The organism is Pandoraea nosoerga (assembly GCF_902459585.1).
Lineage (GTDB): Bacteria > Pseudomonadota > Gammaproteobacteria > Burkholderiales > Burkholderiaceae > Pandoraea > Pandoraea nosoerga.
On sequence record NZ_CABPSC010000001.1, the window covers coordinates 427,580 to 453,753 of the forward strand.

Annotated in this window: 24 protein-coding genes; 16 read left to right on the forward strand and 8 right to left on the reverse strand. The window is 67.2% G+C overall.

Going from position 1 to position 26,174, the window contains the following annotated elements:
* Positions 1–215: 215 nt before the first annotated feature.
* The 3 genes from PNO31109_RS01955 (at position 216) to PNO31109_RS01965 (ending at position 2,431) form a co-directional block, all read left to right on the forward strand.
* Positions 216–884, forward strand: coding sequence for a chalcone isomerase family protein (locus PNO31109_RS01955; RefSeq protein ID WP_150553938.1), 669 nt, complete (start codon positions 216–218; stop codon positions 882–884).
* Positions 885–986: 102 nt separating this feature from the next.
* Entirely contained in the window at positions 987–1,598 is a 612-nt protein-coding gene (locus tag PNO31109_RS01960; RefSeq protein WP_150553939.1) for a nuclear transport factor 2 family protein, read from the forward strand.
* 245 nt (positions 1,599–1,843) lie between these two features.
* Positions 1,844–2,431 carry a LysE family translocator gene (locus tag PNO31109_RS01965; protein WP_150553940.1) on the forward strand — a complete coding sequence of 196 codons (588 nt, stop codon included), beginning with the start codon at positions 1,844–1,846 and terminating at the stop codon, positions 2,429–2,431.
* Between the two features lie 110 nt (positions 2,432–2,541).
* On the opposite strand, the gene PNO31109_RS01970 is transcribed toward PNO31109_RS01965, so the two are convergent.
* From PNO31109_RS01970 to PNO31109_RS01995, 6 genes are all read right to left on the reverse strand, one after another.
* A complete protein-coding gene (locus tag PNO31109_RS01970; RefSeq protein WP_150554167.1) occupies positions 2,542–3,447 on the reverse strand; it encodes an AraC family transcriptional regulator in 906 nt (301 codons plus the stop codon).
* 8 nt (positions 3,448–3,455) lie between these two features.
* A complete protein-coding gene (locus PNO31109_RS01975; RefSeq protein ID WP_241013711.1) occupies positions 3,456–4,772 on the reverse strand; it encodes a patatin-like phospholipase family protein in 1,317 nt (438 codons plus the stop codon).
* 62 nt (positions 4,773–4,834) lie between these two features.
* Complete coding sequence (locus PNO31109_RS01980) at positions 4,835–5,839, reverse strand: PhaM family polyhydroxyalkanoate granule multifunctional regulatory protein (protein ID WP_150553941.1); 1,005 nt, start codon at positions 5,837–5,839, stop codon at positions 4,835–4,837.
* 111 nt (positions 5,840–5,950) lie between these two features.
* The gene (locus tag PNO31109_RS01985; RefSeq protein ID WP_150553942.1) at positions 5,951–6,772 is read right to left on the reverse strand and encodes an enoyl-CoA hydratase/isomerase family protein; all 822 of its coding nucleotides are present in this window, start codon (positions 6,770–6,772) and stop codon (positions 5,951–5,953) included.
* Between the two features lie 147 nt (positions 6,773–6,919).
* Positions 6,920–8,071, reverse strand: a complete 1,152-nt coding sequence (locus PNO31109_RS01990) for an ABC transporter substrate-binding protein (protein WP_150553943.1) — start codon at positions 8,069–8,071, stop codon at positions 6,920–6,922.
* A 287-nt stretch (positions 8,072–8,358) separates the two neighbouring features.
* Positions 8,359–9,345 (reverse strand): fumarylacetoacetate hydrolase family protein, encoded by a 987-nt coding sequence (locus PNO31109_RS01995; RefSeq protein ID WP_150553944.1) that lies wholly within the window; start codon positions 9,343–9,345, stop codon positions 8,359–8,361.
* Between the two features lie 191 nt (positions 9,346–9,536).
* Here PNO31109_RS01995 and PNO31109_RS02000 point away from each other — a divergent pair, with 191 nt between their 5' ends.
* The 4 genes from PNO31109_RS02000 to PNO31109_RS02015 all read left to right on the forward strand — a co-directional run bounded on the left by PNO31109_RS02000 (position 9,537) and on the right by PNO31109_RS02015 (position 13,309).
* Positions 9,537–10,409, forward strand: coding sequence for an IclR family transcriptional regulator (locus PNO31109_RS02000; RefSeq protein ID WP_150554168.1), 873 nt, complete (start codon positions 9,537–9,539; stop codon positions 10,407–10,409).
* 275 nt (positions 10,410–10,684) lie between these two features.
* Entirely contained in the window at positions 10,685–11,812 is a 1,128-nt protein-coding gene (locus PNO31109_RS02005) for a DUF3108 domain-containing protein (RefSeq protein WP_150553945.1), read from the forward strand.
* A gap of 272 nt (positions 11,813–12,084) precedes the next feature.
* Positions 12,085–12,879, forward strand: a complete 795-nt coding sequence (gene pcaD / locus PNO31109_RS02010; RefSeq protein ID WP_150553946.1) for a 3-oxoadipate enol-lactonase — start codon at positions 12,085–12,087, stop codon at positions 12,877–12,879.
* A 172-nt stretch (positions 12,880–13,051) separates the two neighbouring features.
* Complete coding sequence (locus PNO31109_RS02015; protein WP_150553947.1) at positions 13,052–13,309, forward strand: BTH_I0359 family protein; 258 nt, start codon at positions 13,052–13,054, stop codon at positions 13,307–13,309.
* Positions 13,310–13,439: 130 nt separating this feature from the next.
* Here the strand turns inward: PNO31109_RS02015 and PNO31109_RS02020 are convergent, their stop codons facing one another.
* Positions 13,440–13,832 (reverse strand): rhodanese-like domain-containing protein, encoded by a 393-nt coding sequence (locus PNO31109_RS02020; protein ID WP_150553948.1) that lies wholly within the window; start codon positions 13,830–13,832, stop codon positions 13,440–13,442.
* 170 nt (positions 13,833–14,002) lie between these two features.
* Here PNO31109_RS02020 and PNO31109_RS02025 point away from each other — a divergent pair, with 170 nt between their 5' ends.
* The 4 genes from PNO31109_RS02025 to PNO31109_RS02040 all read left to right on the forward strand — a co-directional run bounded on the left by PNO31109_RS02025 (position 14,003) and on the right by PNO31109_RS02040 (position 19,518).
* Entirely contained in the window at positions 14,003–15,121 is a 1,119-nt protein-coding gene (locus PNO31109_RS02025; protein ID WP_241013710.1) for a homocysteine S-methyltransferase family protein, read from the forward strand.
* A gap of 37 nt (positions 15,122–15,158) precedes the next feature.
* Positions 15,159–17,960 (forward strand): methionine synthase, encoded by a 2,802-nt coding sequence (gene metH, locus PNO31109_RS02030; RefSeq protein WP_280525217.1) that lies wholly within the window; start codon positions 15,159–15,161, stop codon positions 17,958–17,960.
* A gap of 365 nt (positions 17,961–18,325) precedes the next feature.
* On the forward strand, positions 18,326–19,036 hold the full coding sequence (locus PNO31109_RS02035) for an MgtC/SapB family protein (RefSeq protein ID WP_150554170.1): 711 nt from the start codon (positions 18,326–18,328) through the stop codon (positions 19,034–19,036).
* A gap of 143 nt (positions 19,037–19,179) precedes the next feature.
* Entirely contained in the window at positions 19,180–19,518 is a 339-nt protein-coding gene (locus PNO31109_RS02040) for a hypothetical protein (RefSeq protein WP_150553950.1), read from the forward strand.
* Between the two features lie 221 nt (positions 19,519–19,739).
* Here the strand turns inward: PNO31109_RS02040 and PNO31109_RS02045 are convergent, their stop codons facing one another.
* Complete coding sequence (locus PNO31109_RS02045; RefSeq protein ID WP_150553951.1) at positions 19,740–20,057, reverse strand: DUF1840 domain-containing protein; 318 nt, start codon at positions 20,055–20,057, stop codon at positions 19,740–19,742.
* Between the two features lie 160 nt (positions 20,058–20,217).
* On the opposite strand from PNO31109_RS02045, the gene argS reads away from it, so the two are divergent.
* From argS to PNO31109_RS02070, 5 genes are all read left to right on the forward strand, one after another.
* A complete protein-coding gene (gene argS, locus PNO31109_RS02050; protein ID WP_150553952.1) occupies positions 20,218–21,981 on the forward strand; it encodes an arginine--tRNA ligase in 1,764 nt (587 codons plus the stop codon).
* 64 nt (positions 21,982–22,045) lie between these two features.
* Positions 22,046–22,726 carry an SPOR domain-containing protein gene (locus PNO31109_RS02055; RefSeq protein WP_150553953.1) on the forward strand — a complete coding sequence of 227 codons (681 nt, stop codon included), beginning with the start codon at positions 22,046–22,048 and terminating at the stop codon, positions 22,724–22,726.
* A 245-nt stretch (positions 22,727–22,971) separates the two neighbouring features.
* Positions 22,972–23,670 carry a thiol:disulfide interchange protein DsbA/DsbL gene (locus tag PNO31109_RS02060; protein ID WP_150553954.1) on the forward strand — a complete coding sequence of 233 codons (699 nt, stop codon included), beginning with the start codon at positions 22,972–22,974 and terminating at the stop codon, positions 23,668–23,670.
* Positions 23,671–23,716: 46 nt separating this feature from the next.
* The gene (locus PNO31109_RS02065; protein ID WP_150553955.1) at positions 23,717–24,532 is read left to right on the forward strand and encodes an SDR family oxidoreductase; all 816 of its coding nucleotides are present in this window, start codon (positions 23,717–23,719) and stop codon (positions 24,530–24,532) included.
* A 248-nt stretch (positions 24,533–24,780) separates the two neighbouring features.
* Positions 24,781–26,100 carry an MFS transporter gene (locus PNO31109_RS02070; RefSeq protein ID WP_150553956.1) on the forward strand — a complete coding sequence of 440 codons (1,320 nt, stop codon included), beginning with the start codon at positions 24,781–24,783 and terminating at the stop codon, positions 26,098–26,100.
* Positions 26,101–26,174 lie beyond the last annotated feature (74 nt).

Here is a 26,174-nt window from a genome sequence, read left to right on the forward strand (position 1 = left end):
GACTGCGATGCGCCACCCGATGCGGGCGCCCGGCGACGTGATGTCGTTCACCTCGTCTTGAGGATAGTTCTCAGTCGCAATTACGCAACAAGTTATTCCGGCGGGCGCCATGGACGAACGACCCGCGCGCCGCCAACGGGCCTACCAACTCGACGGAATCCTTGACCGATAAGGAGCCGATAAGGCGCCGATAAGGAACCGATAAGGAGCCGAGCATGGCCACTCGTCCCGCAATCGCCCCCGCCAGTCCCTCTGCTGGCCTCTGCACCGGCCCCTGCACCGGTCCCTCCGCCACGCCGGGCGCCTGCGGCTCGCCCGGCGCGTTTGCTCCGGCCGCCCGGCTCGCCGCCGGCCTGCGCCTTTTCTGCGTCCTGGCCGCCGTATGCGCCTCGTCGGCCGCACTGGCATTCGACGCCGGTCAACTCGCGTCGCGGGAAATCCCCGCCGCACACCTGATCGGCCAGGGATCGTTCACGCGCATGGGCTTTCACTTGTACGACGCCGCCCTCTTCTCCGGCAGCGAGCGCATCGGCGCGAACTGGAGCGCTCACCCGCTGGTCCTCGATTTGCGCTACGCGCGCAGTTTCAAATCGCACACGCTCGTGCAGCGCACCCTCGTCGAGATGACGAAGCTGCAAGTCGCAACCGACGCAGAACGCCAGCACTGGGCGGAGCAGCTCTCGCGCATCCTGCCGGACGTATCGGCAGGCCAGCACCTCACCGGCGTATTCCTGCCGGGCGACGGCACGCGCTTCTTCTCGGATGGCAAGCTCATCGGCCAGATCGCGGGCGACGCCTTCGGGCGGGCGTTCTTCGCCATCTGGCTCGACCCGCGCACCAGCGCGCCTGACCTACGCGCGGAACTCGTCAGCAACTCGCGCTGACGCACGGGCGCCCCAGCCGCTGCCCGGGCGTCGCGAGCGACAGGAGACCGGCGCCGGCGATACGGTGTCGCGTGCGCGCCACGTGCTGCCCCGGCGCGGTGCATGCACCACGCCCGGCTGGTAAGTTACGAAAAACCGCAGCGCTGCCGCGCTCACGAGGCGTGCCGGCGTCACCCTATCGAGGACCGCACCGAGGACCGCACCGACGACCGCACCGACGACCGAATCGCTCCGCCCATCGACCCGCGCTGCCACAGCGCCCACGCGAACGTGCCTATGGAAATCGACCATGCTGCCGCGCTCACGCGCCTGACGCGTTACTTCGAAACGCTCACCCGGCAAAGCGTCGCGAATCTGGGGGAGTTCTACGCGCCCAACGTCTATCTGAAGACGCCGCTCCACGAGGTACGCAGCGCGGCCGAGGTCGCCGCGCTGCTCACGCACCTGTTCGAACGCGTCGACGTACCACGCTTCGAGATCACCGCGACACTGTTGCAGCACAACCAGGCGTTGCTCGTCTGGAATCTCCATTTCCATCTGAAGCGCTGGCTTGAGGACGAGCAGGTCGTCCATGGCGCGTCGCATCTGCGGCTGGCCGTCGACGGACGCGTGGCCTATCAACGCGATTACTGGGACGCCACCGAAGACCTGTACCTCAAGCTGCCTGTCGTGGGCCGGCTCCTGCGCTGGGCGCGGCAACGCTTTCTGCCCTGAGCCGCCCATCCGCTGTCTCTTCGCCGCCACTTCGGCGTCACTTCGCCGCCACTTCGCCGCCACTCCGCCGCCACTCCGCCGCCACTTCGCCATCACTTCCTCACTTCGCGGTGCGCCACCGATTCGCATTCTCGCGACGGCCCGAAACCATCATTCGCGAGAGGGCAGTTTTCTTCAATACGCGGCGCCCGCCGCGCTCTACAGTCGGAACCTCGCATTACCGTCATTTCGCACTGAGGATTCCGATGACTCTGTCCTATTCGATGGCCGCGTTTGCGCTGGCCGCTTCGATCACCCCTGGCCCGGTCAACGTCGTGGCGTTGGGCGCGGGCGCGCGCTACGGGCTCGTGCCCAGCCTGCGTCATGTGACGGGCGCGACGGTGGCGTTCGTCCTGCTGCTCGTGGCGGTCGGCTTCGGGCTTTACGAACTGCTGCAACGCGCGCCCGTGCTGATGCACGCGATTCAGTGGTTCGGCGTGGCCTTCCTGCTCTACATGGCGTACAAGCTCGCGCGTGACGATGGCGAAATCGGCGACGCTGCCGTGCAACGCGGCCCCTCGGTCGTGCATGGCGCCATCATGCAGTGGCTCAATCCGAAGGCATGGCTCGCAGCGTTCGCCGGCATGGGCTTGTACACGGCCGGGGAGCCGGTGCGCATCTGGCAGTTCGCTGCGATTTACTTCGTGGTCTGCTGGCTATCGGTTGGCTGCTGGGCGGCCGCAGGCGCGATGATGCGGCGCCAGATGCGCAGCGCAAAGCGCGTTCGGCGCCTGAACCGCGTCATGGCGGCACTGCTCGCCGCCAGCGCCGTGTATCTGGCGGCCACCCTGTAGGCGGGGCACATGCGGCTCGGTATGGCGAGCGGCGCGGTCCCGGGCGCGCGCCGCTCGATGCGCAACACCCTGAATCGCCGTCCGGGCGTGGCCGTGCGTCAGGTGGCGAGTCAGGCAGCGCGGGACTCCCGATAGTGCCCCGGTGTGGCCGCGAGCAGTTGTTTGAACGTGCGCTGGAAATGGGCCTGATCCGCAAAGCCTGCGTCGAGCGCCACTTCGGCAATGGCATGGCCGCGCCGCAGCCGTGCGCGCGCGTATTGGATCCGCTGGTTCATCAGGAACGCGTGCGGTGTGAGGCCGTAATGCGCACGAAACGCACGCGTCAGGTACGACGCCGACAACCCGGCCGCGGCGCAAATCTGCGCCAGCGTCAGCGATTCCCGGCAGTGCGCCCGGATGAAGTCGGCGGCGTCGGCGAGCTTTCTGTGCTTGTGCGGATCGTCGCGCACCGGTCGCGGTGCCGGATTGAGCCGCTCGTGCACGTCGATGAAACACTGTTGCACGGCGCTCTCGCGCTCGAGCCTGTCACGCGAGGCATCCGTGCAAATGTCGTAGAGCCGGTTGATGCCTGCGTAGAGTACCGGGTCGCGCGAGGACAACGGATCGAACATGTGCAGGTCCTGCCCATGGCCGAAGCCGATCTCGCGCTGAAAATCGCGCAACCACACCGTGTCGACGAACAGCATGCGGTAGGCCCACGCCTGCTCGCCGATCGGGTTGCAGGCGTGAACGGCGTCGGGGTTCATCACGACGACGCTGCCTGCGCCGACCGTCTCTCTCGCGCGCCCGTTCAGATAAGTGCTGCGCCCGCCCGTCACCACGCCGATGGAAAACGTCTCGTGGCTGTGCAGCGCGTAGCACACGCGACGGCCGTCCACCACTTCCCGCGCCTCGAGAAACGGCAGCGCCGGATCGCGCCAGAAGGTCGACGGATATGGACAGGCCGCAGAGGGTTTCGCGGACTTCACGCGAGCGACGGGCGCCGGTTTCACGGATTGGGAAGATGGGGATCGCATCATGAGGCTCAGGCGGCGTCGCCGCCAACGGCGGGTTTGCTGCCCTCGGCAGCCACGGCTTGTTCGGCATGCGGCGCGCGCGCGGCCAGCGCGGAGTTGGCCGGGAGGTCGTCGCCGCCCACGGCGCCGGCCTCCACGTGCTCGAGTGGGCTGGTGCCGTCCGCTTCGGCGACGAGCCATGCCGCGATGGCATCGCGCTGCGCATAGGCGTCCGCCTCGCCCAGGGCGATGAGCTCCTGCGTGTAGGACGACTCGAACAGCAGGTAGCTCGCGAACGCCGCGCCGCGCGCCTCGTCGGCACCGATCGCGCCGAGCATGGTGCGCACCGCGCGCGGCATCTGTTGCAGATGCCGCGCCGCAATCGGCTCGAGGCGCTGGCTCGGTGAAATGACGAGTGTCTCAATGGGTTTCCATCCACTCGATTCGCGATCGGCCTCGGACACATGCCGCAGCACGTTGTTGATGTGCTGCAAACGCTCCAGATCCGCCGACAGGCCGTCGATGAACACGCTGGCGAGCGCCTGCCCGCCGATTTGCGCGAGGCTGGGGTAGCCGCCGATGCGCTCGCCGCTGCTGTCCACGCCGTACTGGGCATGCGAGGCGCCCACGATCAGAATGCGCGTCGCGCCCAGGTGAATCGGCGGGCTGAGCGGCGCGATCTGACGCATCGAGCCGTCGCCGAAATACTCGGACTGCCCGTCGAGGTCGAGTTCGACGGCCGGAAAGAGAAACGGTATCGCGCTCGACGCCAGCAGATGGTCGACCGTAAGCGGCACCGCGCGCGCGAGCCGCAGCGAGCGCTTCCAGGCCTGGATCGGCTCGGCGCTCTGGTAGAAGGTGACATGCTTGCCCGACGAGTAGGACAGCGCGGTCACCGACAACGCCGAAAGCGCGCCTGCGGCGAAGACGTCCGGCAGGCGATCCAGGCGGATTGCGTTGCGCAGCATGTCGGCAAGCGGCGACCAGTCGAACAGCGATTTCGGCGAGCGGCGCAGCGCCCAGCCCAGCGAGAGCGCCGCCAGCCAGCGCGCCCCGGTGCCGGCCATGCCGAGCGAGTCGGCGCGAAACACCTGCCCTGCGTGGAATTGCCGCCAGACGGCGTCGAGCTTCATCACGCCGTGCTGGAAGTCGTCGGCGTGAGAGGCCAGCGCTGCCGCGTTGATCGCCCCGGCGGACGTGCCGCAGACGATGGGAAACGGAATCGCGCGCCGCGACGGTAGCACTTCGCGTTGAATCGCCGCAATCGCCGAGAGCACGCCCACTTGATACGCGGCGCGAGCGCCGCCGCCCATCAGGACGAGGCCGGTGCGTTCGCCTGAGATCATGGGCCCCTCCTGTCGTTGCTGCCGTTGTTCTGAGTGCCGATGCGCTCGGCGCTATCGTGTTCCTACCACTTCCATGCTGCTTGCTTGCCGGCGGGTTTGCCCGCCGGCCCGGCCGCCGTGGAGGCTTTGGTTGATGCCCGGGTCGATGCTTTCGTGGCGCTCTTCGCGGGCGCCTTCTTCGCGGCGGGCGAACGCTTGCTCGCGGTCCCGGCCGCTGTCGCCTCCTCGGCCCCGCGCTTTGCCGTCTTGCCGGGCTCGCCGGAGGCCTTGCCGGCGCCCTTGCCTGCCGGCTTGCCGGACGCCTTTGCCGCGGACTTCCGTGCGGACTTCTCTGTGGACTTGGTCGGCGCGGCGGCGGCCCGCGCCGCCTTGGCCGCCGCATCGGACATCTGTGCCGCCGCCGCCTCGGTCATCTGCGCGGCCGAGACGCCGGCGGCCTGCGCCGCTGCCGCGATCTGATCAAACTGCGCGCGCATGGCGTTGAACCACAGCGAGGGATCGAGCGCGGCGTAGGCGTTGCTCGCCTGCGCGAAGGGAGACGGCTTCTCGTCGCTGTCCGGCGGCGCGTCCCCCGCGGCGGCTCCTTCCTGATCCGGACCGGGCTCGGGCTGCGCGCCGGCCGCCGACGCCTCCCGCGCCTCTGACGCGCCCGCGTGCGGCTCCACGTCCTGCGCCGGTTCCGGGGCAGCGAACGGCGAGCGCCAGAAGGTCGCACCGCCGGCGCTCTCCTCGGATGCCGGCGACGCCTGTGCCGTGCTCGCCTCGCCCGCGCCGCTGCCCGCGTCAAAACCTCCGCTGCCAAAGGCGCGCAGCGTCGCATAGGTCGCGCGCTGCACTTCGAAGGCCTGGATGGTCGAGCGCAGCACATTCAGGTTGAGCGTGAGCCACTGCTCGACCGCGCGCATCTCGGCGATGCGGTTCTCGATCTCGTCCGGATCGAGCAACGGCGCCGCGCTCTGCATCAGTTGCGTGAGCGGCGAAGTGAACGTCGCCGGCGGGCTGAAGGCTTCCCACATCTTCTTGAGAATGTCGAAGCCGTTTGGCATGGCACTCGTCGAATCGCTCATTACAGTCTCCAGTCACGGTCGGGGACGGGCGCCGGCCGACCTTTCCCGCCCGAACGCGCGCGTCGTGGCGCTTGAACATCGATCATACGCCCAGCGCGCGCCGGCGGTGTGTCAGAACGGCGCATCGCCGCCGTAGTCCGGCGCGCGACGCTCGCGAAGCGACGCAATGCCTTCGCGCACGTCGGGCCCCGAAAAGCCCATGAATTCGAGAGCGAGCGACGCGTCGAACGCCGGGCCCGCGCTGCGCAGCCAGTTGTTCAGCGTGTATTTTGTCCAGCGAATGGCCGTACTCGAGCCGCGCGCGAGCCTGTCGGCCACTTCCAACGCCTTGGGAAGAAGATCAGCCTCGTCGACCGTGAGCGACACGAGCCCGATGCGCTCGGCTTCCTCGCCCGTCACCGGCTCGCACAGCAGCAGGTAATACTTCGCCTTGGCCATGCCGCACAGCAACGGCCACACGATCGCCGCATGGTCGCCTGCCGCCACGCCCAGACGCGTGTGACCGTCGATGATGCGCGCCGTCTTCGCCGCGATGGAGATGTCCGCGAGCAGCCCGGCGACCAGGCCCGCGCCCACCGCCGGACCGTGCATGGCCGACACGATCGGCTTGCTGCAGTTGATCACGTTGTAGACGAGGTCGCGCGCCTCGCGCCACACGCGCGCGCGCACCGCGAAATCGTCGGCCATGTCTTGCACGAGCGACAGGTCGCCGCCGCCGGAGAAGCCCTTGCCCTCGCCGCGAATCACGACGGCACGCGTTTCGGTGTCGCGATCGATATCGCGCCACACGTCGGCGAGCTCCTGATGCATGCGATGGTCGGCCGTCGACAGGCCGCTCTTGTTTGCGCCGGCGCCCATGACGAGCTCGAGCACGCCGTTGGGATGCCGCTTGAATTGCAGCGACTGGTAGTGTTGATACGGGTCTTGCGACATGGTCTACCGCTCCAAAAAAATATCCCCGCGCGAGCGGGGATGGGAACAGCGGCGCCGGGCGAGGCCGGCGCCGCCGACGGTCAAACGGTCGGAACAACGGTCGAAACTTCGGATGCGTGCGGAGTTTGCCGTCTCACATCCATGCGCTCACGGCGCGAGCAGCCACTTGCCGTTGTCGATCTTGACCATCACGCGAGCGCGCTGGTCGAGGCCGAGGTGATCGGTCGGGCTCATGTTGATCACACCGTTGGTCACGTGCACGTCCTTGCTCGTCTCGAGTGCATCGCGCAGGGCCTTGCGGAATTCCGGCGTACCCGGCTTGCCCGTCTTCAGCGCGACGGGAATCGCGCGCTGCAGCAGAATGCCGGCGTCCCAGGCATACGAACCGAACGCGGCCACGGTACCCGCGCCATACTTGGCTTCGTACTTCTTGATGTAGTCGAGCGCGACTGCCTTGGCCGGATGATCGCCCGGCAGTTGCGAGGCCACAAGCACCGGGCTCGCCGGCAGATACGTGTTGTTGCAGTCCTTGCCGCACACGCGCAGGAAATCGTTGTTGCCCACGCCGTGGTTGTGATACACGAGGCCCTTGTAGCCGCGCTCGGCGAGCGCCTTGGGCGGCAGGGCGGCCGGCGTGCCCGCCGCGCCCACGACGACGGCGTCCGGATTGGTCGCCATGATTTTCAGGATCTGGCCTGTCACGCTCGGATCGGTGCGCGCGAAACGCTCGTTGGCCACCATCTTGATCTTGTGCAGGCCGGCGAACTTGGCGACTTCCTCATAGAACGCCTCGCCCAGGGCATCGCCCTGGCCGATGAACGCCATCGTCTTCACGCCGTGGCGGCTGGCATGCTCGGCGATCGCCGAGGCCATCTGCGCATCGGTCTGCGGGGTCTTGAACATCCAGTAACGCTTGGCGTCGACCGGCTCGATGATGCGCGCCGAGGACGCGAGCGAGATCGTCGGCGTAGTGCCGCCCGCGATCACGTCGAGCATCGCCAGCGTGTTCGGCGTGATCGACGAGCCGATGATGGCGTCGACGTGGTTCTCGGAGATGAGCTTCTTGGTGTTCTGAACGGCTGTCGTGGTGTCGGACGCATCGTCGAGCACGATGTAGTCGACTTTTTGGCCGCCGATTTCCGTCGGCAGCATGGTGACCGTGTTGCGTGCCGGAATGCCGAGCGAAGCGGCAGGGCCGGTGAGCGAAATGCTCACGCCGATCTTGACCTGAGCGGCGGCGGCGCCGGCCAGCGCCAGCAACATCGCACCCAGCAGTGCGGTGCGCACGGGGTTTCGCATGGAAAATCTCCTGGTCTGGCCCGCGCTGGGTTTTTTCTTGCGCCAGGCGCCCGGACGGACACCTCGCGCCGCGCCGGCGAAAGTTAGCGCCGGCCCCCAACACCCGTCAGGGGTGCGAACCGACTCAAGGAGACCAAGAATAGCCGAGCCGGAATTGCCCGCCATATTCGGGTTCACCCTATGGAGGTAGCATCGCGCACCTCGCAAAGCCACGGATGATGCGGATTCCGGGGGCGCATTCTCATTGCGCGCGATCGTGCCGACACCGATCGCGCGCGCCGCGCGCCTTACTCGTCCAGCGGCGCGACGGCCTGATCGATGGCGCCGAAGATCGACTTGCCCTGGGCGTCGAACATCTCGATGCGCACGCGATCGCCGTAGCGCATGAACGACGTTTCGGGCGCTCCCTTGTCGATCGTCTCGAGCATGCGCTTCTCGGCGATGCAGGCGCTGCCGCGGCTACGGTCCTTGTTCGAGATCGTGCCCGAGCCGACGATGGTGCCCGCGCGCGCGTTGCGCGTCTTGCACACATGCGCGACGAGCTGGCCGAAGTGAAACACCATGTCTTCGCCGCATTCGGGGGCGCCGAACTTCTTGTCGTTCCACTTCACCGTGAGCGGGCGATGCACGCGGCCGTCGCGCCAGGCATCGCCGAGTTCGTCGGGCGTGACCGCCACCGGCGAGAAGCTGCTCGCGGGCTTGCTCTGGAAAAAGCCGAAGCCCTTGGCCAGTTCGGCCGGAATCAGGTTGCGCAGGCTCACGTCGTTGACCAGCATCAGCAGGCGCACGCTTTCGAGCGCTCGGGCCGGGCTCGCGCCCATGGGCACGTCGGAGGTGATCACGGCCAGTTCGGCCTCGAAGTCGATGCCGAAGTCCTCCGAGGCGCAGACGATGTCGTCGGTCGGGCCGAGGAAGTCGTCGCTGCCGCCCTGGTACATGAGCGGGTCGGTCCAGAATTCGGGCGGCATCTCGGCCCCGCGCGCGCGGCGCACCAGTTCGACGTGATTGACGTAGGCCGAGCCGTCGGCCCATTGATAGGCGCGCGGCAGCGGCGCCATGCACTCGGCGGGATCGAACGCAAAGGCGTTGCGGGCGCGGTTGTGATTGAGTTCGTTGTAGAGCGTCTGGAGTTGCGGCGCGTAGAAGGTCCAGTCGTCGAGCACGCGTTGCAGCGTGGGCGCGATGGCGTCGGCAATGCAGGCGCTCGACAGGTCGCGCGACACGACGATCAGCTGGCCGTCGCGAGTGCCGTCCTTACGGGTAGCGAGTTTCATGTGATGAAGTCTGCGGGCCGTCTCAAGCCCGATAGAATGGCGCGTGAAGCCGACGATTCTACCTGAGCGCTTCGCCCGCACGCCCGGCTCGGGGCGCGGGCAGCACCGGCGACGCTGCCGCGCGTGCGCAAGGCATGCGCCCAACGCGCGCGAGCACCGCCGCGACGAGGAAAAGACAGAGACACATGACCATGCCTAATAACATCGACGACGGCGACGCATACCCCCCCGAAACCAACGACGGCAATGAGGACAAGGCGCCCGACGAGGAGAAGGCCCGCTCGGGCATCCAGTCGATCGAGGTCGGCTTCCGGCTCATCGAGGTGCTCACCGGCGCGTCGAACGCCATGATGCTGCGCGATCTCGCGCATGCGGCCGGCATGAACCCCGCCAAGGCGCACCGCTATCTCGTAAGTTTCCAGCGCCTCGGCCTCATCGTGCAGGACCCGGTGAGCGGCCGCTACGATCTGGGTCCTTTCACGCTGCGCATGGGCCTCGCCCATCTCGCCCGCATCGACGCCTTCAAGGCCGCCCGCTTCGCACTGAACCAGTTGCGCGACACCATCGACCAGACCGTGGGGTTGTGCGTGTGGGGCAATCAGGGGCCGACGGTGGTCCACTGGCTGGACTCGACCTTTCCGCTACGCGTGCCGCTGCGCCTGGGCGACGTGATGCCGATGCTCGAATCGGCCGCCGGCCGCCTGTTCGCCGCCTATCTGCCGGCGCGCCAGACCGCACCGCTCATCGACGCGGCGCTTGCCGGACTGCAACACGCGTCTCGCCATCATCTGCCTGCCACACGCGCCGAATACGATGCCGTGCTCGACGACGTGCGCGCGCATCGCGCGGCACGCGTGGAGGGCACGGTGCTGCCGTCGGTCAACGCCTTCTGCATGCCCGTGTTCGATGCGACCGGGCAGCTCGTCATGGGCCTGATGGCGCTCGGCCCCGAGAGCCGTTTCGACGCGCGCTGGGGCGGGCCCATCGACACCGCGCTGCGCGCGCTCGCGCAGCGTCTGTCGGCTGACCTCGGCCACGCGCACGCCCCCGGCGCGGCGCCCTAGCCGCGTGCCGGGACGCAGGCCGCCGCCGCCGCGCGCGTGAACGGCCCGGCTCGGCGTCTGTCGAACCGGGGTCGCCGCGATATGCGATCCTGACGCTCTGGCGTCCTTGCCTTTCGAGCGTTCGAACTTTCGAGTTTTCGAATTTCGTGTCACCGTCTGCCCATCGACTCTCACGCGACGCAGCGCCCAACGTGCCTCCGGTTCCCAACGACCCCGCCGACTCTGCCGACACCGCCCACGCGGCCGCCTCGCCGCCGGCAGGCCGGACACGGCCGATGCCGCCGATGCCGCCGCAGTCCGGCCGGCGGGCACGCGGCGTCTGGCGCGTCTGGCGCGGTTGGCGCATCTGGGCCGCGGTGCTCGTGGCCGTATTCGCGGCGCACGTGTTCCTCGCGCTGTGGGTCGATCGCCACCGCCGCGCGCTCGACGACACGCCGCTCCCGGAAATCCCGATCACGCTGATTCCGCTCAAGCCCATCGCACCACCCGCGCCGCCGGCGCCCCCACCGCCGCCCGCGCCCCCCGCACCCGTGCGCAAGCCCGCGGTCAAGCCGCCATCCGCGCCGGCCGCGCCGCCCGCGCCATCCGCGCCGACGGACACGATCGCCGCGCCGGAGCACGCCGACGCGCCCGGCCCGCAGTCCGCATCACAAACGACCGCGGGCGTCGGCAATTCGCCCGACACGGCCGGCGCCCCCGCGTCGGCGCCCGCGCCGCCCGGTCCAGCACTCACCGCAGCGGCGGCGAACGGCGACAAGTTCGCCCCGCCGCCCTCGGCCACGCTGACCTACGACGCGCTCATGAACGGCGTTCGCAACCAGACCGGCGAGTTGCACTGGGTCAACGAAAACGGGCATTACGAGCTGCGGGTCGCCGTGCCGATCATTTTCTTCGGCACGTTCGAATTCGTCAGCGAGGGCGGCTTCGACGCGAATGGCATCGCGCCGTCGCGCTATATAGAAAAACGCGGCCGACGCGCGCAATACGTCACGACGTTTGAGCGCGACGCCACACCCACGCTGAGCTTCACGCGTTCGGGGCAGTCGGCGCCGCTCGCGCCCGGCGCCCAGGACCGCTTCAGCGTGATGATGCAGTTGGCCGGCTACGCCCGAGGCAATCCGGAGCGCTACACCCAGGTCGGCGTGACGCACGAGTTCACCGTGGCCGACACGGACAGCAGCGAGGTCTGGCCGGTGCAGTATGTCGGCACCGAAACGCTGCGCACGCCCCAGGGCTACGTCGAGACGCGCCACTTCACGCGGCTGCCGCGCAAGGCGGGCGACGAGCGGCGCGTCGATATCTGGCTCGCGCCGTCGCTCGACTGGATGCCCGTGCGCGTCAGACAGGTCGAGCCGTCGGGCAACGAGTTCGAGCTGGTCTTCACGCAAAAGGCGACGAATTGAATCACGGGCCGGATGCGCCGCCCGCGTCGCGATAACCCTGCTCACGGTGAGGTTTGCGGCACGCTCGCCGGCATCGAAAAACGTCCCGAAATACATGTCTCGAAATTCAAACGATCGAGCGGCGGTGGCGCCGATCGAGTCTTCACGCGGGCCGGGCGCGAAGTGTTGCCCTACTACGACGAAACGCGCTGCACGAGCGCAAGGTTCCTGACATAATCGGAAACATCCCACTGCATCGACACACGTTCACGATTGATGGGAGGCCTCTCGCCATGAAAGTCAGTGCTAACGGTGTATCGATTCACTACGCGGTGGATGGCCACGGACCGTGGCTGACGCTGGCGCACCCCCTGGGTGCGGATCTCACGGTGTGGGACGATCTCGTGCCCGATCTCGCCGCACACTTCCGGGTCTTGCGATACGACGGCCGAGGGCACGGCGCGAGCGACGTGCCCGACGGCCCGTACACCGTCGAGCAACTGGCCGCCGACGCGACGGCGCTGCTCAGTTCGCTGGAAATTCCGAGCACGCATTTCATCGGCATTTCGATGGGCGGCGCCGTGGCGCAGCAACTGGCGCTCGACGCCCCCGAGCGCGTCGCGAGCCTGACGCTGATCGACACGACCGCCGGGTACGACGCCGCCGACGCGAAGCAATTCCTGGAGCGCGCCGCCAAGGCCCGCACGCATGGCATGAGGGAACTCGCCAACGGCACGCTCGAGCGCTGGCTTGGCGCCGGCTTCCGCCAGCGGCACCCGGCGCGGGCCGAGCGCATCCGTTCGCTGGTCGCCCATGCGCATCCCGAGGGCTTCGCTGGCGCGTGCGAGGCGCTCGCCGCGTTCGATGTGCGAACGCGGCTGCACGAGATCGACGCGCCGACACTGGTCATCGTCGGCGAAAACGACCCGTCGACGCCGCCCGCCGTGGCCCGGCGCATTGCCGAGGGCATTGCCGGCGCGCGCCTCGAAATCGTGCCCGACGCGGCGCATCTGTCCATCGTCGAGCAGAAACAGTTCGTAACCAATCTCCTTGCAACGTTTTTGCAAGCGAGCGCATCTAACGTTTGAACGAGTCCGAATCGGAACCTTTAGCGTGGAAATTCACAAGGAGGGCCCAAACCATTGAATTCGTCAGCCGGTGTGCCGATAAGCGAATCATGGGGCATCGCCTCTTGAAATCGCGCCGCGTCGCCCCTATGTGGGTTACCAAGGACCATGCAGGAACACCAGGAGAGTTGCCATGCTCATGATTTACAACAGCCCGAATTATTGTGTCGTCGAGTTTGCCGCGGATAACGGCAATCACGCGCTGTCTGCGGGTGGCTATGAAATCGTGGACAAAACCGCTGGCCGCGAGATCTTCCTCGACGGCTCGCTCGCCCGGCAATTCCGTGAAGAGGTGCAGAAGCTCATTGCCACCGAACCCTCCGAGGACGAAGTCGATGAGTTCCTCGGCCAGTTCGATAACTTCATGACGAATCCGGTCGTGCTCCACTGACTCCGACACCGCACGCGGTGCAGCCACGAAAAACCCTCGCTCCGGCGAGGGTTTTTTTATGGTCGCGGCACACGCCCGCCACGGCTTGACCCGATGTGAGGCCCGCCCGGGCATGACGGCGCCGGCGGCTTCAGCACTGCTCCCAGGGCAAGCCTTCAAAGCGCCAGCCATTGACGGCGTTGCGGTGATGGGTGGCGTCGAGATCGCCCTCGAAGCCGTGCTGCACGGCATAGACGTTCAGGAAACCGGCCGCCTCGAGGGCCTCGCCCGCGGCGGCACTGCGGTTGCCGCTGCGGCAGATCAGCAGCACCGGCCGCTCGCCGCCGGCGCCGGCGAGCTTGCGAACGCTCTGCACGAAGTGCGGGTTGATCTCCCAGTCCGGACCGTCGTTCCAGGCCACATGGATCGCGCCGGCCGGGTGCCCGACGAACAGGTATTCCATTTCGCTGCGGCAGTCGACGAACAGGGCGTTGGCGTTGGCTTGCAGAAACTTGTGGGCGGCGCCCGGGAGCAGGAATTCCATGTCGTTGACGAAAGAGGATTGAAGGGACGCGCCGCCTGGGCCGCGGGCGGGCCGAACGACCCGCGCCGGGCGGCGGCCGCGGCCCGCCCGACGGGCGACGGCGCGCGGGCACGATGGCCGAAAACCATTACAATTATAGGTTTTCCGGCCACTCCGAGGCGACGTCCGTCATGACTACCGCAACCTCATCCGCCGCCAGCGCCCAAGCGGGGACCGCACCGAACGCCACGCAGCCGCCGCGCCCCGGCGCGCCCCGATACACGCGCGCTCAGGTCCTGCCCGCGCTGCTCGAATCACGCATCCTGATTCTGGACGGCGCCATGGGGACGATGATCCAGCAGTACAAGCTGACCGAAGCGCAGTATCGCGGCGAACGTTTCGCCGACTTCGCGCACGACGTGAAGGGCAACAACGAGCTGCTTTCGCTCACGCGCGCGGACATCATCGGCGAGATCCATCGCAAGTATCTCGCCGCCGGCGCCGATATCATCGAGACGAACACCTTCGGGGCGACGACGATCGCGCAGGCCGACTACCACATGGAGCACCTGGCCGACGAGATGAACCGCGAGTCGGCCCGTCTCGCACGTGAAGCGTGCGACGCCTACAGCACGCCCGACAAGCCGCGCTTTGCCGCCGGCGCCATCGGCCCGACGCCCAAGACCGCGAGCATCAGCCCCGACGTGAACGACCCGGGCGCGCGCAACGTCGACTTCGATCAACTGCGCGAGGCCTACTACGCGCAGGCGAAGTCGCTGCTCGAAGGCGGCGTGGACCTGTTCCTCGTCGAGACGATCTTCGATACGCTCAACGCCAAGGCCGCGCTCTTCGCCATCGACGAGCTGTTCGAAGACACCGGCGAAGTGCTGCCGATCATGATCTCGGGCACGGTGACCGACGCCTCCGGGCGCATCCTGTCGGGGCAGACCGTCGAGGCGTTCTGGAACTCGCTGCGCCACGCCCAGCCGCTCACCTTCGGCCTGAACTGCGCGCTCGGCGCCACGCTCATGCGTCCGTACATCGCCGAGCTGGCCAAGCTGTGCAACACATACGTGTCGGTCTATCCGAACGCCGGCCTGCCCAACCCGATGAGCGACACCGGCTTCGACGAGACGCCCGACGTCACCTCGGGCCTGCTGCGTGAGTTCGCCCAGGCCGGTCTGGTGAACCTCGCGGGCGGCTGCTGCGGCACCACGCCCGAGCACATCGCGCAAATCGCGAAAGCGCTCGCGGACGTCAAGCCGCGCCGCTGGCCGTCGCAGTACCGCGACGCGGCGCACGCGTCGTAAGCCAACGGGCGGCCGGGCAGCCCGCCCCACAAGATCGATTGCCAGAAATCCCGGCGCGCCGCCACACCGCCGCGCCACTCACCGAACGGATTCGCCCATGAGCCAAACGCCCTTCGCAACGCCAGTGCAGCCAATGCGCCTGTCCGGCCTCGAGCCCTTCAACATCGGCGAGGGCACGCTGTTCGTGAACGTCGGTGAGCGCACCAACGTCACGGGTTCGAAAGCGTTCGCACGCATGATCCTGAACGGCCAGTTCGACGAAGCTCTGGCGGTCGCCCGCCAGCAGGTCGAAAACGGCGCCCAGGTCATCGACGTCAACATGGACGAGGCCATGCTCGACTCGAAAGCCGCCATGGTGCGCTTTCTGAACCTGATCGCCTCGGAGCCCGACATCGCGCGCGTGCCGATCATGATCGACTCTTCCAAGTGGGAAGTGATCGAGGCGGGTCTGAAGTGCGTGCAGGGCAAGGCAATCGTCAACTCGATCTCGCTCAAGGAAGGCAAGGAAGCGTTCGTGCATCACGCCAGACGCATCCGCCGTTACGGCGCGGCCGCCGTCGTCATGGCCTTCGACGAGCAGGGTCAGGCCGACACCTACCAGCGCAAGATCGAGATCTGCGAGCGCAGCTATCGCGTGCTGGTCGACGAAGTCGGCTTCCCGCCCGAGGACATCATCTTCGATCCGAACATCTTCGCGGTCGCCACGGGCATCGAAGAGCACAACAACTACGCGGTCGACTTCATCAACGCCACGCGCTGGATCAAGGCGAACCTGCCCGGCGCGAAGATCAGCGGCGGCGTGTCGAACGTGTCGTTCTCGTTTCGCGGCAACGACATCGTGCGCGAAGCGATTCACACCGTATTCCTGTATCACGCGATCCAGGCGGGCATGGACATGGGCATCGTCAATGCCGGCCAGCTCGGCGTGTACGAAAACCTCGACCCCGAACTGCGCGAGCGCGTGGAAGACGTGGTGCTCAACCGGCGCGAGGACAGCACCGAGCGGCTGCTCGAGATCGCCGACCGCTACAAGGGCGGCGCGCAAAAGCGCGAAGAAAACCTGGAGTGGCGCAATCAGCCGGTCGAGGCCCGGCTCACGCACGCGCTCGTGCACGGCATCACCACGTTCATCGTGGAAGACACCGAGGAAGTGCGTCAGAAGATTGCCGCCGCCGGCGGTCGCCCGATCCAGGTGATCGAAGGCCCGCTCATGGACGGCATGAACGTCGTGGGCGACCTGTTCGGCGCGGGCAAGATGTTCCTGCCGCAAGTGGTGAAAAGCGCTCGCGTGATGAAGCAGGCCGTGGCGCACCTCGTGCCGTTCATCGAGGAAGAAAAGGCGCGCATGGCCGCCGCCGGCGAAGACGTGCGCTCCAAGGGCAAGATCGTGATCGCCACGGTCAAGGGCGACGTACACGACATCGGCAAGAACATCGTGACCGTCGTGCTCCAGTGCAACAACTTCGAAGTGGTGAACATGGGCGTGATGGTGCCGTGCGCCGAGATACTCGCCAAGGCGAAGGAAGAAGGCGCGGACATCATCGGCCTGTCGGGCCTCATCACGCCGAGCCTCGAGGAGATGGCCTACGTCGCCTCGGAAATGCAGCGCGACGAGTACTTCCGTTTGCGCAACATCCCCCTGCTCATCGGCGGCGCGACAACCTCGCGCGTGCACACCGCCGTGAAGATCGCGCCCAATTACGACGGTCCCGTGATCTATGTACCGGACGCCTCGCGCTCCGTATCGGTCGCCTCGAACCTGCTCTCGGACGAGGGCGCGGCGCGCTACCTCGAAGAGGTGAAGGCGGACTACGAGCGCGTGCGCGCGCAGCACGCGAACCGCAAGGCCACGCCGATGGTCTCGCTCGCTGCCGCGCGCGAGAACAAGTTCAAGGTCGACTGGTCGAGCTACGTGCCGCCCAGGCCGAAGTTCATCGGCCGCCGCGTCTTCAAGAATTACGATCTGGCCGAACTTGCCGAATTCATCGACTGGGGGCCGTTCTTCCAGACGTGGGACCTCGCCGGCCCTTACCCCGCGATCCTCAACGACGAGATCGTCGGCGAGTCGGCGCGCCGCGTGTTCTCGGACGGCCGCGCCATGCTCAACCGTCTGATCCAGGGCCGCTGGCTTACCGCCAACGGGGTCATCGCGCTGCTGCCGGCGAACGTGGTGAACGACGACGACATCGAGATCTACACTGACGAGACGCGCGCTGAAGTCGCGTTCACGTGGCATAACCTGCGCCAGCAGAGCGAGCGTCCGGTGGTGGACGGCGTGCGTCGCCCGAACCGGTCGCTTGCCGACTTCGTCGCGCCGAAGGACAGCGGCGTGGCCGACTACATCGGCGTGTTCGCCGTGACGGCGGGGCTCGGTGTCGAGGCCAGGGAAGCCGGCTTTCTCGCCGATCACGACGACTACAGCGCGATCATGCTCAAGGCGCTGGCCGATCGCCTGGCCGAAGCGTTCGCCGAGCGCATGCACGCTCGCGTGCGGCGCGAGTTCTGGGGCTACGCGGCCGACGAGCAGCTCGACAACGACGCGCTCATCAAGGAGCAGTACGTCGGCATTCGTCCGGCGCCCGGCTATCCGGCCTGTCCGGAGCACTCGGTCAAAGGGCCGATGTTCCACTACCTGCAGGCTCACGAGATCGGCATGAGCGTGACCGAGTCGCTTGCCATGCTGCCCGCGGCAAGCGTGTCGGGCTTCTATCTCTCGCATCCGGACAGCACCTATTTCAGCGTCGGCAAGATCGGCCCCGATCAGCTCGAGGACTTCATGGAACGCACGGGCGTGGATGAAGCCACGGCGCGACGTCTGCTCGCGCCGCAACTGTCGTGACGCGAGGGCATCGTCCCTGAGTGGCGCCCGGTTGGGCGAGCGACTTTCGCCCGACCGGCCCGGATGCCATAATCGCGGCGGCGTCGGCCGCTGAGGCGGCACGACGGCAACGTGGCGGCGCAGTAGCCGGCACGTCGGCGGCTCGCACACGGCGGCGCCCATCGCCCTGCGTCCCGCTGCGCGCTGCGCGCTGCCCCGTGTCATGCCCGATGTCATGCCCGGTGTCACGCCCCTGTCGCGCGCGAAGCGTAGTGTCCCGCCCGACCGGCCGGCGCCGGCCCACCGGGCACATCGGAATCGCCCGCGCCCATGAAAGCCTTCGGCCGCCTGCCGGCTCGCTCACTTCGAGACGTTCCATGCACGCACTGCAAAGCATTCAGAATTTCCAGCTCGTCCCTCTGCTCAACACGGCCGTGTCGCTGTTCGTCGCATTCGTGCTCGGCACCATCATCGGCGTGGAACGGCAGGTGCGCCAGCGCACCGCGGGCCTGCGCACCAACGTGCTCGTGGCGGTGGGCGCGGCGGCGTTCGTCGATCTGTCGATGCGGCTCATGCCGGGCGACACGCGCGTGATCGCATACGTGGTCTCGGGCGTCGGCTTCCTCGGCGCGGGCGCGATCATGAAGGACGGCGCTTCGGTGCGCGGCCTGAACACCGCCGCCACGCTATGGGGCTCGGCGGCCGTAGGAGCCGCCGCGGGCGCGAGCCTGATCGTCGAGGCGTGTGTGGTGGCGGCCTTCGTGCTCGCGGCGAACACGCTGCTGCGTCCGGTCGTCAATCGCATCAATCGCGCACCGATCAACGAGGCAACGTCCGAGGCGACCTATGCGCTGTCCGTCATCTGCGCGCGCGCCACGCAACGCGAAGTGCTCGACAAGGTCGAGGCGTGGCTCGAGGCGTCGAACTATCCGGTGCGTGCGCTCGATATTCATCCGTTCGGGGAAGCGGAAGTCGAAATCGAAGCGCTGCTGTTGCCGACGGCTGTGAAGGCGGGCGAACTCGATGCGCTCACCGACCATCTCGAAACGCTGCCCGGCGTGAACCAGGTCTTCTGGTCAAGCCGCTCGGACGACTAAAAAGAAGTCGAATTACAATCCATTACAAAGGCTTACAGCACCGCCGCAAGCGGCTTCTTAGACTGGAATCTCACTGACGCAAGTGATGCCTGCACGATAGTCGTTCCTTCGGTGTGCAGCGCAAAGCAAAAGGAGTCCATCTGATGAAGAAGCTGATTACCTCGATTGCAGCCCTGACCCTTGCCGGTGCTTCCGCACTGAGTTTCGCCCAAGGCGCCGCGGGTGGTGGTGCCGCAGGGGGTGGCGCCGCGGGCCCTGGCGGGGGCACCACGACGGACCCGTCGACGCCGATGCCCAGCCAGGCCTCGCCGACGTCGCCTCAGGCGCCGAGCCCGAGCGCGCAGACCATGACGCCGTCGGACCCGCACCCGAACTCGAAGGCGCAGAAGCAGCGTCACAGCACGAAGAAGACCCCGAACAACGGCAACACGGGCAACGGCGGCACCAACGCTCCGGACAACGCGCCGGGCCGGGCCCAGTAAGCCCATCCCGCATCATCCCCCTTAGCCCCGGATCGCCGCGCCGGCCATCCGGGGCGCGCAAAGAAAAAGCAGGCACGCGATACGCGGCCTGCTTTTTTTGATGCGTCAGACGGACGCCTCAGACGAATGCCTCGCCCGTGCGCGACCCGACCGGCGTCGCCTGCGGCCCGGACGCTGCGCGTCCGGCGATGCGGCGCTCCCCCGAAGTCGGCCCGGCTGCCTCAGGTCTCCCACATGACGGCGACTTTCTGCTTGTGGGCTTCGCGCAGCATGTCGAGCAGCGGGTAGGCGCGCTGGGCCAGCCGCAGCCGCTCGTCTTCGTCGCGCTCCTCAGCCTTCTTGCCCTCGCTCTCCTTCCTGGCCGCGGCGTTGTCCTCCGCGATGGCGGCTTCGAGCTTCGCGATCGCTTCGGCCGTTTCGTCTTCGCCGATGGCGCCGCGCTCGCCGAGCCTCTTGCCGACCACGCCCAGCAGGTACTGCGCGAGGTTTTCCAGCATGGTGATATTGGGCGAGGCTTTGGACTTGAACGTTACCAACATGGTTGTCTCCCTGTTCGCGTTATCACCGCCGCTCGCCCCCGCCGTCACGCAATGAGGGGCAAGACGGGCACCGTGACTTCATCATACACCTGTTAAAATCCGGTGCTGACGATTCAATTGCCCGTCCGGCAGCGTCCGGACGCATCCGAAACACCCGCCAATGCTACCCGCACAAAAGAATGCTCTCGTCGCGCTGATCGGCGACGCCGTCGCCGGTCTGATGCCGACGGACGGCACCGCGCCCGCCGCGCCGGCCATCCTGCTCGAACGCCCGAAAGTCGCCTCGCACGGCGATCTGGCCTGTAACGTGGCGATGCAACTCGCCAAGCCGATGCGCGCCAATCCGCGCGAGCTGGCGCAGAAGATCGCCGACGCGATCCTTGCCGACAGCCGCGCCGGCGGTCTCATCGATGCCGTCGAGATCGCGGGTCCCGGCTTCATCAACCTGCGGCTGGCCAACGCCGCCAAGCAATCGGTGGCCCGCGCAGTCCTGACCGAGGGCGCCGCCTTCGGCCAACGCGCCGCCGGCCGCGACACCGCCCCGGTGCTCGTCGAGTTCGTCTCGGCCAACCCGACCGGCCCGCTGCACGTGGGCCACGGCCGTCAGGCCGCGCTCGGCGACACGATCTCGGCCCTGCTTGCCACGCAGGGCCGTGCGGTGCATCGCGAGTTCTACTACAACGACGCCGGCGTGCAGATCCAGACGCTCGCCACGTCCGTGCAGGCGCGCGCGCGCGGCCTCAAGCCGGGCGACGCCGCCTGGCCGGAATCGGCGTACAACGGCGACTACATCGGCGACATCGCGCAGGACTTCCTCGCTCGCAAGACCGTGCAGGCCTCCGACGGCGAGCCCGTCACGGGCAGCGGCGACATCGAGGACATCGACTCGATCCGTGCGTTCGCCGTGGCCTATCTGCGTCGCGAGCAGGACATCGACCTGCAGACCTTCGGCGTGATCTTCGACCAGTACTACCTCGAGTCGTCGCTCTACGCCGACGGCAGCGTCGAGCGCACGGTACAGGCGCTCGTCGACGCCGGCGTGACTTACGAGCAGGAAGGCGCGCTGTGGCTGCGCACTACCGACTACGGCGACGACAAGGACCGCGTGATGCGCAAGTCCGACGGCACATACACGTACTTCGTGCCCGACGTCGCCTATCACACGCGCAAGTGGGACCGCGGCTTCCATCAGGTCATCAACGTGCAGGGCTCGGACCACCACGGCACCATCGCCCGCGTGCGCGCCGGCCTTCAGGCGCTGGGCATCGGCATCCCGAAGGGCTATCCCGACTACGTGCTGCACAAGATGGTCACCGTCATGCGCAACGGCGAAGAGGTGAAGATCTCCAAGCGCGCAGGCAGCTACGTGACCGTGCGCGACCTGATCGAGTGGTCGGGCGGCATCACGGCCGAGACGCCGGTGACGGACCCCGCCGAGCGAGAAGCCGCGCTGCGCCGCGGCCGCGACGCGGTGCGCTTCTTCCTGATTTCGCGCAAGGCCGACACGGAATTCGTGTTCGACGTGGACCTCGCGCTCAAGCAGAACGACGAGAACCCCGTGTACTACGTGCAGTACGCGCATGCGCGCATCTGCTCGATCCTCACGCAATGGGGCGGCGACGAAGCACGGCTGGCCAGCGTCGAACTCGCGCCGCTCGACAGCGAACGCGCGCTCGCGCTGCTGCAACTGCTCGCCGAGTATCCGGATATGCTCACGCGCGCGGCCGAGGAGTTGGCGCCGCACGCCGTGGCCTTCTACCTGCGGGACCTGGCGGGCGCGTTCCACTCTTTCTACAACGCCGATCGCGTGCTGGTCGACGACGAGACCGTCAAGCATGCGCGTCTGGCGCTGCTCGCGGCCACGCGTCAGGTGCTGCGCAACGGCCTCGCCGTGCTGGGTGTCTCCGCGCCGGCCAAGATGTAAGCCAGTTTTCCACCCACTCCGAACGGCAAACGCATCGGAACTCTGTAAGGACGGAATCGACTCGATGGCAAACACACGTCGACCACCCCGCCAGCGGGGCGGTACTTTCCTGGGCATCGTGCTCGGCCTGATCGTTGGGCTGGCCGTTGCCGTCGTCGTCGCGCTCTACATCACGAAGACGCCAACCCCGTTCGTCGAAAAGACGCCGCCGCGCCCGGCCGAAAATTCGCCGGCCGCGCAGGCGCCGGACCCGAACAAGTCGCTGCAGCCGCGCACGCCGCTGCCTGGCGCCGCATCGGGGCCGGCCGCACCGGACGCGGCCACCTCGCCGCTGGTGCCGGGCACGCCGGTCACGCCGCCCGCGGCCTCGAGCCCGTCCGCACCGCCCGCGCCCTCTTCGCAGCCGGCCCAGACGAAGCCGTCGCCGGCCGACATCCTCAACGGCAAGTCGACCGTGCCCGTCGCCCCGCCGACCACGCCGCCGGCGAGCGCCACGGACAACGCCAACACCGGGTACTACCTGCAGGTCGGGGCCTTCAAGTCGCAAAACGACGCCGAGCAACTGCGCGCCAGGCTGGCCCTCTCGGGCTTCGAGGCGAAAGTCACGCAGCGCGACGCCAACGGTCTCACGCTGTATCGCGTGCGTCTCGGACCGTATGGCAAGCTCGACGAGATGAACCACGTGCGTCAGCGCCTGCAGGACGGCGGATACGACACGGCGGTCATCCGTTTCACCAAGCAATAAACGCAAAAGGCGTTGCACCACACGGGCAACGCCTTTTGCTTCAGGGCCGACAGACTGCGCACGCAGCACAAATTCGTAAAACGCTGCATCATGCGATGGGGTTTGCGGCGCATGCCGGGCGTTGAACCCGGCAGGGCATTGCCGGTCATACACGCTGGCGAATGCGCCTGAATCCGGGATCTGGTTTCACGCGGACGCAGCCAGGCCGGGGGCCGGCGCGTGCGCTTCACACATCGACAACGATCATGAAAAAACTTCTTGGTGCCGTTCTGATTTCTTTCGGTTTCCTCTCCGGCGCGGCCTCGGCGTCGCCCGAAGCACCGGTCGCGGGGACCGACTACCTGACGATTCCGCAACAACCGCTCTCGGCCGGCGCGGGCAAAATCGAAGTCACCGAGTTCTTCTGGTACGGCTGCCCGCATTGCAGTGCGCTCGAGCCGTCGCTCGAAGCGTGGGTCAAGAAGCAGGGCAAGGACGTGGTGTTCAAGCGCGTGCCGGTCGCCTTCCAGAGCCGCTTCGAGCCGCACACGCGCATGTTCATCGCGCTCAGCACGCTGGGCAAGGAAGCCGAACTCACGCCGAAGGTCTTCAACGAAATCCACGTGAGGCACAACTACCTGCTCACCAAGGACTCGCAAGCCGACTTCCTCGCACAGTTCGGCATCGACAAGACGGCTTACGGCAACGCTTATGACGCGGCCGGCAAGCCGTCCATGATGCGCAAGGAATCCGCCGTGGACATCGCCAACAAGACGTGGCAAAACTACAAGATCGACGGCGTGCCGACGATTGCGATCCAGGGCAAGTACCTGGTTTCGCCGGCCACCTCGGGCGAGGCGCTGCAAAAGGCGGGCAAGCCGGCCACGACCGAGCAGCAGACGTTCGACGCCGCGCTCAAGACGGCCGACTCGATCATCAACCAGATCCGCGCGAAGAAGATGTAAGCTTCGCCGCTCACAAAGCCCGGCCCCGGCCGGGCTTTTGCGTTATATGGCCACACATACGACATCACCGAAGGTTTTCATCACCGGCGCCTCGAGCGGGCTGGGCGAGGCGCTCGCGCGCCACTACGCCGCGCAGGGCGCCATTCTCGGACTGGTCGGGCGGCGTGGCGACAGGCTCACCGATCTCGCCGCCACGCTGCCGCACCCGCATGCCGTGCATTGCTACGCGCTCGACGTGCGCGACGCGCTCGCGCTGCGCGCGGCCGCCGAGGACTTCATCGCGCGTCATGGCGTGCCCGACATCGTGATCGCCAACGCGGGCATCAGCCACGGCGTGCATACCGAAGACGCCGCCGATCTGCCGCATTTCGCCTCCGTCATGGACACCAACTGGATGGCGATGGTCGCCACGTTCAGCCCGTTCGTCGCCGGCATGCGCGCGCGCAGGCGCGGCACGCTCGTGGGCATCGGCAGCGTGGCGGGCGTGCGCGGACTGCCCGGGCATGGCGCGTACAGCGCCTCCAAGGCCGCCGCCATGACGTACCTGGAGAGCCTGCGCGTGGAGTTGCGGGCCGACAAGGTCGCCGTCGTGACGATTGCACCGGGCTACATCCGCACGCCGATGACGGATGGCAATCCGTTCCCGATGCCGTTTCTGATGGACGCCGACAAGTTCGCGCGCAAGGCCGCCGGCGCGATCGCACGCCGCAGGCGTTTCGTGGTATTGCCGTGGCAGATGGGCGTCGTCGCATGCCTGATGCGCCGCCTGCCGCGCTGGCTCTACGACATGCTGTTCGCCCGGGCGCCGCGCAAGCCGCGTGTGTCGGAGCGCAAACGCGACGCAGCGCCGCCCAAGCCGTAGGAACCGTTTGGCCGCGGCAGGTGCGCCTCGCCGGCGGCCGGCAGGTATTTCCCGCGCCGCGGAAACGCCGGCCGCGGGCGGAATATTGACCCGTTGTGGTGCATTGCGAACCTGCGCTAGAGTGAGTCCGTAACCTGAAAAGAGGTACACACGACGTTAAACCGGACTTGCCGCCACAGAGCGGACGGATGCCGACGGCCAACCCTTTGCATCCCTATCCGACGGCGGCGCCCCAACAGGAGAGGCACATGCAGGCAACCCCCACGAGCACGCCGGTCATCGATCCGGCGCTGCGACGTAAGGCCGTGATCGGTTCTACGCTGGGCAATGCATTCGAGTGGTTCGACTTCACCGTCTACGGTCTTTTCGCAGTCGTCATCGCAAAACTCTTCTTCCCCGCCGAAAACGACACGAACTCGCTGCTCGCGAGTGTGGCCTCGCTCGGCGTGGCGTTCTTCTTCCGACCGATCGGCGGCCTGGCGTTCGGCCTGTACGCCGACCATGCCGGGCGCAAGTCGGCCCTCTCGATGATGGTGCTGCTCATGGCGCTGGGCACGGGCCTGATCGGCATCGCGCCCACCTACGCCACGATCGGTTTCGCCGCGCCGCTGCTGATTCTGCTCGCGCGCGTGATCCAGGGCTTCTCGGCCGGCGGCGAGTTCGGCGGCTCGACGGCCATGCTGATCGAATTCTCGCCGCCGCATCTGCGCGGCTTCTACGGCAGTTTCCAGATGTGTTCGCAAGCGTTGGCCGTCGCGCTGGCGGGCTTGTGCGCCTACGCGCTCAACACGGGGCTGACGAAGGAGGCGCTCGAATCTTGGGGCTGGCGTCTGCCGTTTCTGTTCGGGATTCTCATCGGGCCGGTGGGCTTCTACATTCGCCGTCGCATGACGGAGTCGCCCGAATTCCTCGCGTATGCCGCGGCACGCGAACCCGCGCGGCGCACGCCGCTCGCCGACGTCTTCTCGAAGCACTATCGCTCGCTGATCGCCGGCTTCGGTCTGACGGTCGCCGCAACGACGTCGTTCTACGTCACACTGATCTACACGCCGATCTACGCGGTCAAGCAGCTCGGCCTCACGCAGGGCGCGGCGAGCCTGTCGACGTTCATCGCCGCCATGCTCATCGCCGTGCTGTGTCCGCTCACGGGCTGGATTTCGGACCGCGTGGGCCGCAAGCCGCTGATTCTGCTGTTCGTGCTGTTCTACGGTCTGACGTCGTTCTGGATGTTCACGCGTCTGCACGGCGCGCCCTCGATGGGCAATCTGCTGCTCGCGCAAATTCTCCCGGCCATCTGCATGGGCTTCGTGTGGGGCGCGTTCCCGACGGCCGTCACGGAAGTGTTCCCCGTGGGCGTTCGCTCGACGGGCGTGTCGATTCTCTACAACGTTTCGGTGATGCTGTTCGGCGGCCTCGCGCCGTTCTGGATCACGTATCTGATCAAGGCCACGCAGGATCCGCTGGCTCCGGCGTATTACATCCTGCTCACGGTCGGCATCAGCCTGCTGACGTATGGCCTGCTTGGTCGCGACGGCCGTCACGTGCCGGTGTCGGCAAAGCACGCATAACGCCTATCGCGCGCATTCCGCACATTCCGCGCATCCAGCCACGCGCCGGCTCACACCGGCGCAGGCCTGCGCAA

Bases quoted from the DNA above. Each gene is read 5' to 3' on its own strand.
- PNO31109_RS01995 (WP_150553944.1), bottom strand. From the start codon at position 9,345: ATGAAACTCGCTACCCGTAAGGACGGCACTCGCGACGGCCAGCTGATC.
- PNO31109_RS02020 (WP_150553948.1), bottom strand. From the start codon at position 13,832: ATGGAATTCCTGCTCCCGGGCGCCGCCCACAAGTTTCTGCAAGCCAAC.
- argS (WP_150553952.1), top strand. From the start codon at position 20,218: ATGCTACCCGCACAAAAGAATGCTCTCGTCGCGCTGATCGGCGACGCC.
- PNO31109_RS01980 (WP_150553941.1), bottom strand. From the start codon at position 5,839: ATGAGCGATTCGACGAGTGCCATGCCAAACGGCTTCGACATTCTCAAG.
- PNO31109_RS01960 (WP_150553939.1), top strand. From the start codon at position 987: ATGCACCACGCCCGGCTGGTAAGTTACGAAAAACCGCAGCGCTGCCGC.
- PNO31109_RS01965 (WP_150553940.1), top strand. From the start codon at position 1,844: ATGACTCTGTCCTATTCGATGGCCGCGTTTGCGCTGGCCGCTTCGATC.
- PNO31109_RS02015 (WP_150553947.1), top strand. From the start codon at position 13,052: ATGCTCATGATTTACAACAGCCCGAATTATTGTGTCGTCGAGTTTGCC.
- PNO31109_RS02005 (WP_150553945.1), top strand. From the start codon at position 10,685: ATGCCGCCGATGCCGCCGCAGTCCGGCCGGCGGGCACGCGGCGTCTGG.
- PNO31109_RS01975 (WP_241013711.1), bottom strand. From the start codon at position 4,772: ATGATCTCAGGCGAACGCACCGGCCTCGTCCTGATGGGCGGCGGCGCT.
- PNO31109_RS02045 (WP_150553951.1), bottom strand. From the start codon at position 20,057: ATGTTGGTAACGTTCAAGTCCAAAGCCTCGCCCAATATCACCATGCTG.
- PNO31109_RS02055 (WP_150553953.1), top strand. From the start codon at position 22,046: ATGGCAAACACACGTCGACCACCCCGCCAGCGGGGCGGTACTTTCCTG.
- PNO31109_RS01985 (WP_150553942.1), bottom strand. From the start codon at position 6,772: ATGTCGCAAGACCCGTATCAACACTACCAGTCGCTGCAATTCAAGCGG.
- PNO31109_RS01990 (WP_150553943.1), bottom strand. From the start codon at position 8,071: ATGCGAAACCCCGTGCGCACCGCACTGCTGGGTGCGATGTTGCTGGCG.
- PNO31109_RS02025 (WP_241013710.1), top strand. From the start codon at position 14,003: ATGACTACCGCAACCTCATCCGCCGCCAGCGCCCAAGCGGGGACCGCA.
- PNO31109_RS02060 (WP_150553954.1), top strand. From the start codon at position 22,972: ATGAAAAAACTTCTTGGTGCCGTTCTGATTTCTTTCGGTTTCCTCTCC.
- PNO31109_RS02070 (WP_150553956.1), top strand. From the start codon at position 24,781: ATGCAGGCAACCCCCACGAGCACGCCGGTCATCGATCCGGCGCTGCGA.
- pcaD (WP_150553946.1), top strand. From the start codon at position 12,085: ATGAAAGTCAGTGCTAACGGTGTATCGATTCACTACGCGGTGGATGGC.
- PNO31109_RS01955 (WP_150553938.1), top strand. From the start codon at position 216: ATGGCCACTCGTCCCGCAATCGCCCCCGCCAGTCCCTCTGCTGGCCTC.
- PNO31109_RS02000 (WP_150554168.1), top strand. From the start codon at position 9,537: ATGCCTAATAACATCGACGACGGCGACGCATACCCCCCCGAAACCAAC.
- PNO31109_RS02065 (WP_150553955.1), top strand. From the start codon at position 23,717: ATGGCCACACATACGACATCACCGAAGGTTTTCATCACCGGCGCCTCG.
- PNO31109_RS02040 (WP_150553950.1), top strand. From the start codon at position 19,180: ATGAAGAAGCTGATTACCTCGATTGCAGCCCTGACCCTTGCCGGTGCT.
- PNO31109_RS01970 (WP_150554167.1), bottom strand. From the start codon at position 3,447: ATGCGATCCCCATCTTCCCAATCCGTGAAACCGGCGCCCGTCGCTCGC.